Annotated in this window: 11 protein-coding genes; 4 read left to right on the top strand and 7 right to left on the bottom strand. The window is 56.8% G+C overall.

Going from position 1 to position 14,528, the window contains the following annotated elements; genetic code table 11:
• Window positions 1–36: 36 nt before the first annotated feature.
• The 6 genes from AB3226_RS27980 to rfaH form a co-directional block, all read right to left on the bottom strand.
• Window positions 37–744, bottom strand: coding sequence for a WecB/TagA/CpsF family glycosyltransferase (locus AB3226_RS27980; protein WP_367375413.1), 708 nt, complete (start codon window positions 742–744; stop codon window positions 37–39).
• A gap of 11 nt (window positions 745–755) precedes the next feature.
• Complete coding sequence (locus tag AB3226_RS27985) at window positions 756–2,147, bottom strand: undecaprenyl-phosphate glucose phosphotransferase (RefSeq protein ID WP_367375414.1); 1,392 nt, start codon at window positions 2,145–2,147, stop codon at window positions 756–758.
• A gap of 140 nt (window positions 2,148–2,287) precedes the next feature.
• The gene (locus AB3226_RS27990; protein WP_367375415.1) at window positions 2,288–4,534 is read right to left on the bottom strand and encodes a GumC family protein; all 2,247 of its coding nucleotides are present in this window, start codon (window positions 4,532–4,534) and stop codon (window positions 2,288–2,290) included.
• Window positions 4,535–4,536: 2 nt separating this feature from the next.
• A complete protein-coding gene (locus AB3226_RS27995) occupies window positions 4,537–5,070 on the bottom strand; it encodes a polysaccharide biosynthesis/export family protein (protein ID WP_367375416.1) in 534 nt (177 codons plus the stop codon).
• Between the two features lie 11 nt (window positions 5,071–5,081).
• Window positions 5,082–6,242, bottom strand: coding sequence for an outer membrane beta-barrel protein (locus AB3226_RS28000; RefSeq protein ID WP_367375417.1), 1,161 nt, complete (start codon window positions 6,240–6,242; stop codon window positions 5,082–5,084).
• 258 nt (window positions 6,243–6,500) lie between these two features.
• Window positions 6,501–7,022: a transcription/translation regulatory transformer protein RfaH gene (gene rfaH, locus AB3226_RS28005; RefSeq protein ID WP_367375418.1), complete on the bottom strand. Its 522-nt coding sequence runs from the start codon at window positions 7,020–7,022 to the stop codon at window positions 6,501–6,503.
• A 724-nt stretch (window positions 7,023–7,746) separates the two neighbouring features.
• Here rfaH and AB3226_RS28010 point away from each other — a divergent pair.
• Entirely contained in the window at window positions 7,747–9,870 is a 2,124-nt protein-coding gene (locus tag AB3226_RS28010) for a TonB-dependent siderophore receptor (protein ID WP_367375419.1), read from the top strand.
• A gap of 67 nt (window positions 9,871–9,937) precedes the next feature.
• Here AB3226_RS28010 and AB3226_RS28015 read toward each other — a convergent pair whose 3' ends face one another.
• Window positions 9,938–10,900 carry a LysR family transcriptional regulator gene (locus AB3226_RS28015; protein ID WP_367375420.1) on the bottom strand — a complete coding sequence of 321 codons (963 nt, stop codon included), beginning with the start codon at window positions 10,898–10,900 and terminating at the stop codon, window positions 9,938–9,940.
• Window positions 10,901–11,134: 234 nt separating this feature from the next.
• On the opposite strand from AB3226_RS28015, the gene AB3226_RS28020 reads away from it, so the two are divergent.
• The 3 genes from AB3226_RS28020 to AB3226_RS28030 are packed head-to-tail and all read left to right on the top strand — an operon-like array spanning window position 11,135 to window position 14,494.
• Window positions 11,135–12,187: a 4-hydroxythreonine-4-phosphate dehydrogenase PdxA gene (locus AB3226_RS28020; RefSeq protein ID WP_367375421.1), complete on the top strand. Its 1,053-nt coding sequence runs from the start codon at window positions 11,135–11,137 to the stop codon at window positions 12,185–12,187.
• A 55-nt stretch (window positions 12,188–12,242) separates the two neighbouring features.
• Complete coding sequence (locus AB3226_RS28025) at window positions 12,243–13,535, top strand: MFS transporter (RefSeq protein WP_367375422.1); 1,293 nt, start codon at window positions 12,243–12,245, stop codon at window positions 13,533–13,535.
• A gap of 32 nt (window positions 13,536–13,567) precedes the next feature.
• Entirely contained in the window at window positions 13,568–14,494 is a 927-nt protein-coding gene (locus AB3226_RS28030; protein WP_367375423.1) for a YncE family protein, read from the top strand.
• Window positions 14,495–14,528 lie beyond the last annotated feature (34 nt).

Raw genomic sequence — 14,528 nt, forward strand, 5'->3', positions numbered from 1 at the left:
CGCGAAGATCAGTGCGGGGTGAGCGGTGTCGCGGGTTCAGGGATAAGTGATGTTGATGGTTACTTTTCGCCGAACAATCATCACCAATAGATGAACAAAATTGGTCGGGTAATCGATCAGGTAGCGCTTGATCGTGTGCGGTTCGCGGTACATCCGATAGAACGCGCGCAGATGCAAACGGTTGACCAGTTCAGGGTAATAATGATGAGTGGCCGTGGCCTCTTGGCGAATAAAACCGCCACAGGTGAATGCCACGCCGGTGAAGCCGGCACGCAGGGCATCCTGCTCGAACTGCTCCTGCAGCCCGGCGCCCAGGCCTACGATCAGGATGTTCGCTTCGCTGCGGCAGATGTCTGCTTGAATGCTCGCAGCCTGCGGGGCATCGAAATAGCCATTGTGATGACCGGCAATAATCAGCGCCGGGTAGCGAGCCTTGATCTTATCGATGAACAGGTCCAGTTCCGCTTGCCGGGCACCGACAAAATAGACGCGCTTGCCTTGTTTCTCGGCGCAACTGAACACAGCGTCGGCGATGGACGTGAAGTCGAAGCTGACCCGGCCGATCGTGCGGCCGGTGATGCGCGACATGAAGGTAGACATCAGCATGCCGTCGCAAAAATAGGCGATGGAAGTCGGGTCCCGGTCGAACAGACTGCCGATGGACGCGAAATTGATGAAGGAAAATGCCTTGTTGGCGTCCAGCAGATTCGGTGCGTAATGCCCGATTAATTCCAGGTCGATCATTGCCTGACTCCTCAGTAAGTGTCTTTTGAAAACAACGTGAAAGGGGTCTTGACCAGAATCTTGATGTCGAGCCACAGCGACCATTGGTTGATGTAGTTGAGGTCCTGGGCGACGCGCTGCTGCATTTTTTCCAGCGTCTGGGTTTCACCTCGATGCCCGGTGATCTGGGCCAACCCGGTGATTCCCGGCTTGAGGCGATGACGGGCCATGTAGGCGCGAACCTTGCCGGTGTAATAAATGTTGTGCGTGACCGCATGCGGTCGCGGGCCGACCAGGGCCATTTCGCCGCAGAGCACGTTGAACAGTTGCGGTAGCTCGTCGATGGAACTACGGCGCAAAAAACGCCCAAGCGGGGTGATGCGGTCATCCTCGCGGGTGGCCTGACGGACTTCGTTGTCGTCGTGCACACGCATCGACCGGAACTTCCAGACCTTGATCACCTCAGCGTTACAGCCGTAGCGATTTTGTTTGAACAGCACCGGGCCGGGCGAGGAAAGCTTGATGGCTATCGCCACGATCAGCAGCAAGGGGCTGAGCACAATAATGCCCACGGCGGCCAGGCTACGTTCGAACAGCTCTTTGCAGAGCAGGCTGCCGGGGTGCGAACTGATGAGGCTTTCATTGAGGTAGATGGCCGGCATTCGCTCTATTTCCGAAATCGACTGATTGAGCAGCACCATGCTGCCGAAATCGGGGATCCAGACCACGTCGACATTCATGTCCAGAAGATCGATGTACAGCGCTTCAATGATGGCGGCTTGTGCCATCGGCAAAACGATATAGACGCGACGTATATTCAGGCGGGTGATGATTTCGCGAACCTCGTCGATGCGTCCCAGCAGCGGCAGAATGCTCGGTGCCGGGCCGGTATGTTCGGCGGTTGCGATAAAGCCCACCAGCGGTACGCGATTGCGCCTGGACAGTTTTCTCGCCAGCGTATGTGCGGTTGGGCATGTCCCGATGATCACTGCGCGGCGTTCGTTGCACAGCTTGTGCGAATGCAGTCGGGCCAGGTAATGCAGGGGCAAAAAGCTCGCCGCCTGGACCAGGTAACCCAATACGGCCCAGACGATGATCACCTGACGCGAGAAAATCACGCTGGTCTGGGTGAGGAAGGCAATGCTGATCAGTACGGCCAGCAAAATCATCCAGGCTGCCAACAGCCGAGCGAGCCCGGACAACCACTCAAGACGCTTGTGGTAAACCTGCATGACGCTGTAGATCGGCACCGAACCGAGAACGGTGAGAATTATCAGAACGCGGTATTCGCTGGTCAGGCTGCCGACTCGCCCGTACACGAGCATCACCAGCAGCAGATTGACCAGACTGAGCGCGCATAGCCATTGGCCCCAGAAGGTCAGCCCCCGGCGGCGCGTCATTTGAGCGGTGTATAACGATGTCATCGGCTCAACCTCCGGGCATGGGTTGGACTTCGGCGCCGAATACTGCACGCCCTCGTTCCCGCACGCTGGTATAGCTCGACTGTGATGCAGCTTCTGGTGGATGTCTGGAAGGAGGCTACTGGAGAGACAAGTACAAGGTTCTACCTGGACAGGTAATCGTAGTTCTGGAACGTATCGGAATGGCTGTAGCCCTGCTTGCGCGCCTTGCGCAGGTCAACCTGGTTGAGCACCACACCGAACACCGGCGCATGGCTCTGTTGCAGTAGAGCAAGGCACTTCTGTACCTGACTGACAGGCGTGCTGTCGGCCTTGATCACATAGATCACCGCGTCCGAATGCTTGGCCAGCAACAGTGCATCGCTGACCATTTGCGCAGGCGGCGAGTCGATGATGATGCGTTGGTATCGCGATTTCAGCACCTTGAGCATGGGGGCCAGGCGCGACGAACTGAGCAGATCCAGCGGTGGCGGCGACAGTTTCCCGGCCGGCAGCATGTCGAGATTGCCGACAGTCCGGATACAGTCCTCGAGCCGCGCAGTGCCCGCCAGGACATTGGCCAACCCCGGGGCATCTGCCGGGAAATCGAAGTTGAGCGAAAGGCTGGGTTTGCGCATGTCGGCGTCGATCAACAGCACACGCTCGAGCATTGTGAGCGAGTAGGCCAGGTTGTTGGCGACGGTACTTTTACCCTCTTCAGCCATGGTCGAGGCAACGAGAACTACCTGTGACGGCGTGTCGCCGCCGTGCAACATCAACCAGGTGCGCAGGTTGCGAATGGTCTCGCAAAAACGCGGATGGTCGTTGTCGTCGAACAGTCGCGAGAGTTGCCGGCGGCTTCTATTGGTGACCAGCGGCACCACGCTGAGCAAGGGTACATCCAGCGTGCTTTCGATTCCTTCGTCGGTCTTGAAGGTTTTGTTCAGGGTTTCGGACAGTAATGCCAGCGCAACACCGATCAGTGCCGCCACGACGGCAACAATCAGCACAATCAGTGTTTTGCGAGGCCTGCTCGGTTCCAGAGGAACAATCGCCGGGTCGACGATGCGCGCTTTAGTGGAATCCATATCCGAAGTGGCCGCGGTTTCCTTTAAACGGGTGATGAAGGTCTCGTACAGCGCGCGGCTGCTGTCGACTTCACGCTGGAACTCACGCAGCTGGAACTCCTTGCGCGCAATGTTCTGTATCTGTGCTTTGTTGCTGTTGAATGATTGACGCAGTGAGTTTTCACTGGCTCGGGCTAGCTGGTAATCCTGTTCGATGCTGGCCACCACCTGTCGAACCTGCAGAGCCAAGCTGTCGGTGGCCATCCGCAACTCGGCGCGAGCGGCGGCAAGGGTCGGATGTTTTGGACCGTAGCGCCCGGACAGTTCTTCGACCTTGGCTTGAGCCTTGGCCTGTTGTGCCTGGAACTTCTGCACCAAAGGATTACTCAAGACGGCCGGCACACTGGAGAGTTTGCTCAGGTTGCCATTGCTCAAGGTCTGTACCTGGCGGAACCGGCTCTCGGCTTCTGCCAGATTACGGCGGGCATCGATCATGCGGTTGCCGGTCATTTCCAGTTCATTGGCGCTGATGGTGGCGACACCGCCCACATCGACCAGGCCTTGTGCTTCCCGATAGGCCTGAAGTTTGTCTTCGGCACTGCGCAGGTTATTGCGCAACTCGATCAGGCGTGAATTCATCCAGCTGGTATTGGTCTGTGAGGACCTCAGGTTATTGTCGAATTGGCTATCAATGAAGCCTTGGGCAATGGCATTGGCAGTTGCGGCCGCCAAACCAGGGTCGGGCAGTTCCACTGCTATTTTGATCAGCTGGCTCTTGCCGACGAATTTGACGCTGGTACGTCGCATGAGGTCCTGCGTGACCTGATTGAAAATATCGGCTTCAGAGGGCATCACCTGCACAGGTGTAAAACGGCCAAGTACTGGCAGCCACTGGTCCAGTTCAAGCGCGGCCAACCATTGCCGTGGCGCAAACCATGACTTCGGTTGCTGACGTGGATCAGTGACCGGATGAGTGGTAAGGCTGAGCTTTTTGACTGCGCGTTCAGCCAGGTCCCGCGATTGCAAGAGCGCCAGTTGCGTCTGCAAGTAATCGACGGTACCGGAACTCGAATCCGTTACTTGCTGGAAGGACAGCAGCGGTGGCGTTTTTTCTTTGATCAGCAGCGTGGTGCTGCCGATGTACTGCGGGGGAATGAACGACAGCGTGGCCATCGCCAGCGCACAGCCGAGCAGTATCAACCAGCCAATTTTCCAATGGGCGCGCCAGATCACCCTCCAGTATTTGAGCAGGTCAATGGTGTCCTTTTCCTCGCTGTACTGCTGATGCTGCGGCACATGCGGCTGGGGCGGACGTTCGACATATAGGCTTGGGCTGTTGTCCATGATTAGAAAAAGCCTTGTGCAATGGAGATGGTGTCACCGGGGGCGATGGCGGTGCTGCGCGTGACCGTGTCGGTCAGGGGAGGGGAGCCATCGCCGCGCACGATAGTCACCCGCTTGATCGAGGCTCGTTCGGTCAGGCCACCGCCCAGGGCGATGGCTTTCTCCAGTGTCAGCCCGGGCTCGAACGGATAGCTGCCGGGTTTCTTCACCTCTCCATTGATGTAGAACGAGCGGTAGACGATCAGGTTGACGCTGACCTTGGGGTCGACCAGGTAACCTTGCTTGAGCCCATCGACGATGATCTTTTCCACCTGATTGGGCGTATACCCCTTGGCGGCAATATCGCCCAGAAACGGGTAGGAAAACATTCCGGCATCGTTGAGGCGGATTTTCTCGAAGCTCAGGTCCCGTTCACCGAATACCGTGATGCGCAACACATCGCCGGCTGCCAGTTTGTACTGTGCGCCGGGGTCTGCTGCAAACGTCACGGGCAACAGCCAAGGCACGAACAACAAGCCAAGCATTCGCGAGTTCATGGGAAAACCTCTTAGAGACTTACGTTGAAGCTGAGCAAGAAGATGTTGCGTTCAAAACTCTGATTGTCGACATCGGAGTCATCGTTGCGGTAGCGATAGCCCAACTCGATATCCAGCCAGCGGCGCATTGCGTATTCCACGGCCAGGTTGTAGTCACGAAGGTCATCAGTGCGCTCCTGTCCTTCGTATTCGTAGCGAGCCAGCCCGACTTCCGCCACCGTCGTGATGCGTTCGGTCCAGCCATGACGCCAGCCGACCAGCGCCGAGGTGGTCTTGACGGCATCAGCACCATCGTCGCCCTCGGCCATCGCCTGGCGGGCAACAAATGAAAAGGTCGAGTAGGTGCGTGGTTTCCATCGCAGGTCTACTTGCCAGGTCGGATTGCTGAGGTCATCGACGCTGCTGTCATCGAAGTTCTTGCGCTCATAACCAACACGGACTTTGCCGGAGGTGCGGGCGGTGAAGTCCCATTCGGCACCGGCGAGGACCGCATCGGAGGTGCTATCGAGACGACTGTCCGATTGCAGGTAATCAAAGACGGTATGGTCGTACTCCAGCAATCCACGCGTATTGCTGCCGATGCGGTGGTACCAAGTGGTGGTCAGACCGGTGGTATTGCGCTCTTTGTCGTCGTTGATGCCGTCGGAATTGTCGTAGCGAAGTTGAGCGTAACTTGCGCCCAGGTCGATCTGATTGTCAGCGCTCCTGGCGCCGTAGGTATAGAGGCCATTGACGCGGTTACTGCGAATCTTGTCATTGATGCCATCAACCGCGGTCGACGTCGTGCGCTCGTATTTACGTGCTTCCGCGTCAAGTTTCAGGCGATGGCGATCAGTGAACTCCATGATGCTGTTGAGTCGCACGCGTTGTGCGGTATTCGAAGCATCCGGCTCATCATGATAAATGTACCGGGTAGGCTGCCAGATAAGTCGGGTGGCGCTATTGCGGTCTTCAGCCTTCAGTTCGAAGGAAGGCGCCAGTTTTGTCACCATGGAAGACTGACGGCCTCGCTCCAGTTCCCGGAAGTTGTCATCATAACTTTCTGAAAACAGCAGGGTGGGCGTGAAGTCGAATCCATAGATATCAATGGACTGGGGATCGAGACTCCAGGCCGTTCCGGGACAGAAATAGATCATGAACAGTGCGAAAGGGCCGCGGGTCTTGAGAGTCATATCATTGCTCCTGGGATGAACTAAATGACTATAGACCGGAAAAAAACAGGGGGTGAATTTGCTCGAGGTAATGCGGAGCGCTATCAATAATTGTTTCGTGGAAGTGGGGTTTTAAAGTTTAAAGAGTTGCTAATAAAAGAGCAGAAAATCAAGAGGGTGTTCTGGTGCTAACAGACTGTGGCGTAATCACGAGTTCAAGGGGTTGAAATGAGTCGGTTTGTTTTAAAGTGCGCTGCTACAGAAGAATAATGGTCAGGCTTATAAGTGAGATTGGCGTCGTTTAATATCAGTCAATGGAACGCGAACTTGCTGTTCTCTATTCAAGAAATGAAGCAGGATCATGACTCGCTCGTCACCCAACATGGTCAGAAAAATACCTTCCAGTGTCGACAGTGGTCCTCGGGTTATTTGCAGTGTTTCCCCGGGTTTGAATGGTTGGGGGGCCTGAATGTGTGATGGCTTGAAACACCGGGTACGCAGATGCTCGATGACGTCGTCAGGGACCATGGCCGGGCCGTGATTGAAATCGACAATGCGGCTGACGCCGCGGGTAGAACGCAAAGGTGCCCACTTGTCGTCACGACTTAACTGAATGAAAAGATACCCTGGGAAGAGAGACTCCAGGGATCGATGGGGTTTGCCATGAATCAGGCGCTCGCTAATGATTTGCGGGCAAAATATGACGTAGTTCTGTCGCAACAGGTTGATTTGAGCCCGTTCGTCCTGACGAGGCTTACACTGCAAAAGATACCAGTTAGAACCTTGGGTACTCGTCAGCATACTGGCAAGCTCCGTAGTATTGTCTTATAGACATGCCTCGCATCAGGGATGCCATTGCGCCTCCAGCGGGCTCTATTGAGATCGTGGAATCGCGAAAGTGTTAAGTTGTTGGAACACGTGTATCAATAATGAAGCATGAAAAGTACAAATAACACTCAGTGAGAAATTCGAGTCAATAATCTGGCGTGCGAAGAAGCCTCTTGGCTTGTGCTGCGCTCAATAAAAATTCTTGATGTAAAGTGTAAGCATTACTTAACGCTATAACTGATTATCGCTGAAGGATGATTTTTGCGATGGCCAAAGCTACCGCAGGGGCCGAACCTTTGGCCCTTTGAAAAACAAGTACTTTTGCTCATGAACTTAGATGCTGGGGGCGGCGTATATCTCTAAGGACTCTTGTCTTTAGTTATACGTCGACCCTGTTAGGTATCGACCACTCAAGGCAGCCTGTCAAATGTCACTAGTCAAAAATATAGCCTTCTGTCCAATAGTCTATTAAGAAGCTTCAACTAATTGTTTTAAAAAGTTATTTTTTTTGACGCGCGCAGAGACGTGGCTGAAGTAGACACCGTCCACGTCCACGTCCACGTCCCCGGCAGACAGCGTACAAACCCTCTTTATGCGGTGGATCAGAGCGTGCTGATGATCATCAGGGGGTATTTACTGATAATACATCGCACAATACAATGAGAATCGTTACCAATAATTCATCGAGTGCGACGTCTTGAGCCATCAACACCCCTTTGCCCGCCGCAAGGTCTTCATGAAACACGCGTTGCCAACACTTTCCTGTGTCATGTTTGCCAGCCCTTTATGGGCACAACCCCTTGAACTGCCGACCACTGATATTCAGGCAAGCCGCGTCAGCCAAGACACGAGCTACACCACCTCTCAAGCCAGCACGGCGAGCAAAAGCAATGTGCCGATCAAGGAAGAGGCGCAGTCGGTCAATGTGGTAACCCAACAAACCCTGGCTGACTATCAGGTGCGCTCGCTGGACGACGCCATGAAGTTTGTCAGCGGCGTCAGCCAAGGCAATACCTTGGGCAACTCCCGGGATTCCTTGGTCAAGCGCGGCTTCGGCACCAACGATGACGGCTCGATCCTGCGCGACGGCGTGCGTTCCAATATGGGGCACAACTTCAGCGCCACCACGGATCGTGTGGAAGTGCTCAAAGGGCCTGCTTCGATGCTATACGGAGCGCTGGAGCCCGGCGGATTGATCAACGTGATCAGCAAGAAGCCTGAATACACGCAGAGCACGACCCTGAGCGGCTCGGCCTATAGCGAAGGCGGCGGCACCATGGCCGTCGACACCACCGGGCCGATGGGAGATACGGGCCTGGCCTATCGCCTGATTGCCGAACGCGGCCATGAAGACTACTGGCGCAACTACGGCGTGAACGAAAGCACCTTGGTCGCGCCATCGCTAAGCTGGACCGGTGATCGCGCCAGCCTGACCCTGAGCTACGAATACAACGATTATTCCAGCCCCTTCGACCGTGGCACCGTGTTCACCAACGGTCACCCGGCAGACATCGACTACGACAAGCGTCTCGACGAAAAATGGGCCAAAAGCGTCGGTATCCGTGAAGTGGCCACCGCGCGTTTTGAGTATCAGCTGAATGACGACTGGAAAACCCGTGTCACCTACGGCTGGAACAACGATCGCTACAGCCTCTCGATTGCCCAGCCGAGTTCGTTGACCGGCAACAATCTGCGACGTGCTGCCAACGGCGCTCACTACGACGATGAGACCCGTTACGCCAGTTGGGACTTCATCGGCCAGCAAGAGTTGTTCGGCCAGCGCCATGACCTGCTGGTCGGCGCGGATACCGAAGCGTCCGACCAATTCCGTGGCAAAACCTACCGTAATACCCCGCGCTCAGGCTTCGACATCACCGCGCCGGTATATGGGCGTCTGGCCGAGCCCAGCCTCATCAGTGCCACGCAAAGTGATTTGAGCAATCAGCTGACTTCCAGCTCCGTGTACTTCAAGGATAACTGGCACCTCGATGACCGCTGGATCCTGGTCCTCGGCGGTCGCCAGCAGCATTACGATCAGTACAGCGATCAGGGCCGCGGCAGCCGCTATACCGTCAACCGCGACGATAACGGCGATGCCTTCGTGCCGTTTCTGGGCCTGGTCTACAAAGCCACCGATACCTTGTCGCTGTATGGCAACTACAGCCGTTCGTTCAAGCCCAATACCCAAGTCGACGATGCCGGCCATACATTCGATCCGGAGGAGGGCCGCAGCTACGAAGTTGGCGCGAAGTACGACCCGCTGCCGGGGCTGAACATCAACCTTGCGCTGTTCGACATCGTCAAGGAAAACGTCGTGACCACCCAGTCGATCGGAGGGGTAAACCTCTCGGAGGCGGCGGGCAAGGTCGGTTCACAGGGCCTGGAACTGGACATCACCGGGCGCGTGGCCGAGCGCTGGGACCTGATCGGCACCTACGCCTACACCCACACGGAAATCCTCGACGACCCGGATGACGAGGGTCATCGCCTCGCCGATGCGCCGAAGCACACCGCGAGCCTGTACCTCACCCATCACCTGAATGTTCCTGCGGAGTTCGGGGCCTGGCATACCGGCGCTGGCGCACGTTACGTCGGCGAGCGCGCCGCCAACAATGCCAACGATTTCTGGCTGAGCAGCTACACCGTGGCCGATGCCTTCGTGCGTTGGGAAACACCGATGTTCGGCTACAAGACTTCACTGCAATTCAACGTCGATAACCTGTTCGACAAGCAATACTACCCGTCCTCTACCGGCACCCAACTGGCAGTCAATGTCGGTGAACCGCGCACGGCACGGCTCAGCGCCAGTGTGACGTTCTGATCGCACTGTCTTGACGCGCTGCCCCATTCTGCTGGTGTTTGTACCGGGCGGAACGGGGCAGGGGTCATCAGGTTGTTGGCATATGGGCAGTTATTTGCAACTGATGTTCAGCCTTCACGGTGTTGATGAAGGCCTGCATGGCCGATGACATGATCCGATGGCGCCGAGTGATCAGACCGAAGGGCGGCAGGCGCGGTTCGAAGTTGATTGGCAGTATGGCCAGCAAGTGACGCCCCGGGTATTCGTTGACCACCGAAAGCGGTGTGACGCCGAGCATGTCGGTCTGTTGAATCAGCGACAGCAGGGTCATGATCGAGGTGGTTTCGACGATGCTGCTGGGAACATCGACCCGTGCGTTATGGAAGACCTGGTTGATGATGGTGCGCATCGGGCTGGGTTGTTGTTGCAAAACCCAGGTCATGTTCTGCAACTCGCCCCAAGTCAATTGCGTGGCTTGGGCCAAAGGGTTCTGCGCGCCGGCGATGACACATAACGCCTCTTCACCAAGGCTGTCGAACAGCAACTCCTCCGCCCGCGCACCGGGCGGAATCCTGCCTAGCACCAAATCCAGTTGATCCTGCAGCAAGGCCTGCACCAGTACGTCACTGGTGTCGACCTGAATGCTCATGGACAGTCGTGGGTGACTTTTCTTCAACGTAGCGATGGTCCGCGTCAACAAACCCGAGGCCAGCGCCGGAATGGCCCCGACGGTGACCCGGCCAAGGTTGCCGGACTCCAGCGCGACCAACTCTTCGCGCATGCCACTAAGCTCAGCGAACACCATGCGCGCATAGTAAATAACCGTGTCGCCGAAGGGCGTGGGGCGCATGCCGCGAGACAGGCGTTCGAACAGTTCGACACCGAGCAATCCTTCGGCTTCATGGAGCATTTTGGTCGCCGCCGGTTGGGTCATGCCGATATGTTCGGCGGCACGGCGCAGTGAACCGAGCTCTTGCAACGCCAGCATCAGCCGCAATTGGCGCAGGCGCAGACGACTGTGAATGATGCTGGCATCGGGAATTCGGGTCATGGATTCGGCTCGGCAATGGGTCTGTGACAAGCCTGACAAGGAATGCCCGGCTCTGCCAGTGGTTGCGGTAAAAAGCGATTCGTTATCCCCTCTATAGCCTGAGGTAATCACCCTATCAGAAGCTTTGATTAGACGGTTATCGCTCGCTCTTCGATAGTTCGTCCTACCGGGAAGCGGGAAAGGAGTTGGTCCTGCTTCACCTTAACTATAAAAACAAAGGCTGAGGTGTGCGTAATGGCCCATTCAAGTACTGATCAGCGCGAGCTGTCAGAAGACCCGCAATCGTACAAACCGAAGATCGCTATGGTCCTGGGTGACCCGGCGGGCATCGGTCCGGAGTTGATCGCCCGATTGCTCGCCGAGCCACAGGTTCGTTCCCAAGCTCATCTGCTGTTGATCGCCGACGAGGCGCAGATGTGCATTGGCATGGACATCGCTGACTGCACCTTTCCCTATCGCACCATCGACTCACTGGAGAATCTCGACTTCAGTGATGACACCCCGCTGTTCTATCAATACCGCGGCGCGGCGCAGGGCGAGTTCCCGCGCTCCGAGGCCAGTGCCATTGGTGGTGAGTACTGTCTGGACACTCTGGAAACAGGTCTGCGCCTGACTCAGCAGGGGACCACTGACGCCCTGTTGTTTGGCCCGTTGAACAAGACTTCGTTGCACATGGCGGGCATGACCCATAGCGACGAGCTGCACTGGTTCGCCGAGTACCTGGATTTCCACGGACCGTTCTGCGAATTCAACGTGCTCGACAACCTCTGGACATCGCGCGTGACGTCTCATGTGGCGCTCGCCGAAGTGCCGGGGTTGCTCAGTCAGGCCAGGGTCGTGGAAGCCATCGAGCTGATCGACACAGCCCTCAAGCGCAACGGCCTTGCCAAGCCGCGGATCGGCGTCTGTGGCCTCAACCCGCACAACGGTGATAACGGCAGTTTCGGCCGCGAAGAACTCGACATCATCGGCCCAGCAGTGAAGACCGCACGGGAGCAAGGCATCGACGCCGATGGCCCTTATCCGGCCGACACCATTTTTCTCAAGGTTCAGGGCGATGCCAAAGCCTTCGATGCGGTGGTGACCATGTACCACGACCAAGGTCAGATCGCGATCAAGTTGATGGGGTTCTCCCGCGGTGTGACGGTGCAGGGTGGGCTACCGATTCCCATCACCACACCGGCGCACGGCACTGCCTTCGATATCGCAGGGCAAGGCAAGGCCAATGTCGGCGCCATCCGCCAGGCTTTCGAAATTGCTTGTCGGATGGGCAGCGGCCGGCGTTAAGCCGAAAAGTACGCGTACCGTTCCAGTGCTTCGTTAAAACAATAAGAGGTACCCGATGATGAATACCAGCACGCTTGCCGCCACAGACAGCCCGGTTATCGCCAATAGACGTTGGCTGAGGGTGATCCCGCCAATACTGATCACTTGCATCATTTCCTACATGGACAGGATCAATATTGCCTTTGCAATGCCCGGCGGCATGGGGACGGAGCTAGGTATTACTGCCAGCATGATGGGCTTGGCCGGTGGCATTTTCTTTATCGGTTATCTGTTTCTGCAGGTGCCCGGTGGAAAGCTGGCCGTGCACGGCAGCGGCAAGAAGTTTATTGGCTGGTCATTGTTGGCCTGGGCCGTCATCTCGATATTGACCGGTCTGGTCACCAATCACTACCAGTTGCTGTTTCTGCGCTTTTCCCTGGGGGTGGCCGAAGGCGGCATGCTACCGGTGGTGCTGACAATGATCAGCAATTGGTTCCCGGACAAGGAACGCGGGCGTGCCAATGCCATCGTGATCATGTTCGTTCCGTTGGCCGGGATCATCACCGCACCGTTGTCGGGCTGGATCATCTCCACGTTGGACTGGCGCATGCTGTTCATCATCGAAGGGCTGCTGTCGGCCGTGGTGATGGTGTTGTGGATGCTGACGGTCAGCGACCGTCCGCAAGAGGCGAAATGGATCTCCAAAGAAGAGCAGGACTATCTCATCACGACGTTGCGCGAAGAGCAGCGTGCTATCCAGGGTAAACAGGTCGGGAGCGTCTCGTTAAAGGCAGTGCTGGGCGACAGAACCATGTGGCATCTGATCGCGCTGAATTTCTTCTATCAGGCGGGAATCTACGGGTACACCTTGTGGTTGCCGACCATTCTGAAAGAGTTGACCCACACGGGTATGGGCATGGTTGGCATGTTGGCCATCCTGCCTTATCTGGGCGCCATGTTCGGCATGCTGCTGTTCTCCAACCTGTCTGACCGCTGCGGCAAGCGCAAAGTGTTCATCGTTGTGCCGCTGTCATGCTTCGCGCTGTGCCTTTTTCTCTCCGTCACCCTGCGAGAACACATGTGGTGGTCCTTCGCAGCGCTGGTCGGTTGTGGCGTGTTTCTACAGTCGGCAGCCGGGGTGTTCTGGACCATCCCAGCGAAATTGTTCAGTGCTGAAGTGGCCGGCGGCGCGCGGGGTGTGATCAATGCCCTGGGTAACCTGGGCGGTTTTTGCGGACCTTATTTCGTCGGGGTCCTGATTTCCCGGTATGACCAGAGTATCGGCGTCTACAGCCTGGCGATATCGGTGGCACTGGCTGCATTGCTGGCGTGGCTCCTGCCCGCCAAATGCGACAAAGCCCACGCCTGATATCTGCACATAACAAAATGAGGAATCAAACCATGAGTCAGGAAATTCTTTTGCTGGTGCAGAAGTGCGCCCATACCTTCAGCTTTTACGATGTCGCCAGCGGCGAGGCCATCAAGCATATCCGCCTGCCGGACTTCCCCCACGAGTTCGTCGTCGACTCGCAGAACCGTTTTGCCTATGTCGGGCATTACGGCATCGAGACTTCCAGCCACAAAGGCGAGGGTGGCTGTTCGGTATTTGTCATCGATCTGGAGAAGGGCGAGCACGTGCGCACCCTGGACATCTGGCCGTATTTTCGTCCGCACGGCTTGGCGATGGACCAGCAGGACCGTCTTTATGTACTCAGCGAAGGGCACTCGACCCTGCTGATTTTCGACCAGCCGCACCTGCGCGATGTGCCTGACCGGGCGATTCCTTCAGGCGGCTACAAAAGTCATTTGGTGGCACTGACCCGTGACGGTGAAACGGGCTTCGCACTCAATCTGTTGAGCAACACCGTGACCCGCCTCAAGCCCCAGGACCCGACCGTCGCGCCGCTGCCACTGCAGCCCGGCAGCCAGCCCGAAGGCAACTGCTTCAGCCAGGACGAGCGCACGCTTTACGTAACCACCCGTGGTGACAACAGCATCGTCGCCATTGATGTGGAGACCCTGCAGGTGACCCATCGCGGTCGAACCGGCACGGACCCGACGCGGATCTATCGTGACCGCGAAGATCGCCTCTTCGTGACCAATTATGGTGAACGGTCGATCTCGGTGTTCAACGCGGATCTGCAGGAAATTCGTCGTATCGAACTGGACAGCGCGGCGATCGCCATGAGCCTGCACCCGACCCGCAACCTGGCGTTTGTCACGCTCAAGGATCAGCGCGTCGGCATGCTCAATCTGGACAACTGGACCTTCGAGCGCTACTTCGAAACCCTGCTTGAGCCGGATGTGTCGCAGGTCATCGTCCGCTGAGCGTTGAATACGAAAACAACATGACCGCCGTGAC

Origin of the sequence: Pseudomonas lini (assembly GCF_964063345.1) — a bacterium.
Lineage (GTDB): Bacteria > Pseudomonadota > Gammaproteobacteria > Pseudomonadales > Pseudomonadaceae > Aquipseudomonas > Aquipseudomonas lini_B.

Bases quoted from the DNA above. Each gene is read 5' to 3' on its own strand.
- AB3226_RS27990 (WP_367375415.1), bottom strand. From the start codon at position 4,534: ATGGACAACAGCCCAAGCCTATATGTCGAACGTCCGCCCCAGCCGCAT.
- AB3226_RS28000 (WP_367375417.1), bottom strand. From the start codon at position 6,242: ATGACTCTCAAGACCCGCGGCCCTTTCGCACTGTTCATGATCTATTTC.
- AB3226_RS28015 (WP_367375420.1), bottom strand. From the start codon at position 10,900: ATGACCCGAATTCCCGATGCCAGCATCATTCACAGTCGTCTGCGCCTG.
- rfaH (WP_367375418.1), bottom strand. From the start codon at position 7,022: ATGCTGACGAGTACCCAAGGTTCTAACTGGTATCTTTTGCAGTGTAAG.
- AB3226_RS28030 (WP_367375423.1), top strand. From the start codon at position 13,568: ATGAGTCAGGAAATTCTTTTGCTGGTGCAGAAGTGCGCCCATACCTTC.
- AB3226_RS28025 (WP_367375422.1), top strand. From the start codon at position 12,243: ATGATGAATACCAGCACGCTTGCCGCCACAGACAGCCCGGTTATCGCC.
- AB3226_RS27995 (WP_367375416.1), bottom strand. From the start codon at position 5,070: ATGAACTCGCGAATGCTTGGCTTGTTGTTCGTGCCTTGGCTGTTGCCC.
- AB3226_RS27980 (WP_367375413.1), bottom strand. From the start codon at position 744: ATGATCGACCTGGAATTAATCGGGCATTACGCACCGAATCTGCTGGAC.
- AB3226_RS27985 (WP_367375414.1), bottom strand. From the start codon at position 2,147: ATGACATCGTTATACACCGCTCAAATGACGCGCCGCCGGGGGCTGACC.
- AB3226_RS28020 (WP_367375421.1), top strand. From the start codon at position 11,135: ATGGCCCATTCAAGTACTGATCAGCGCGAGCTGTCAGAAGACCCGCAA.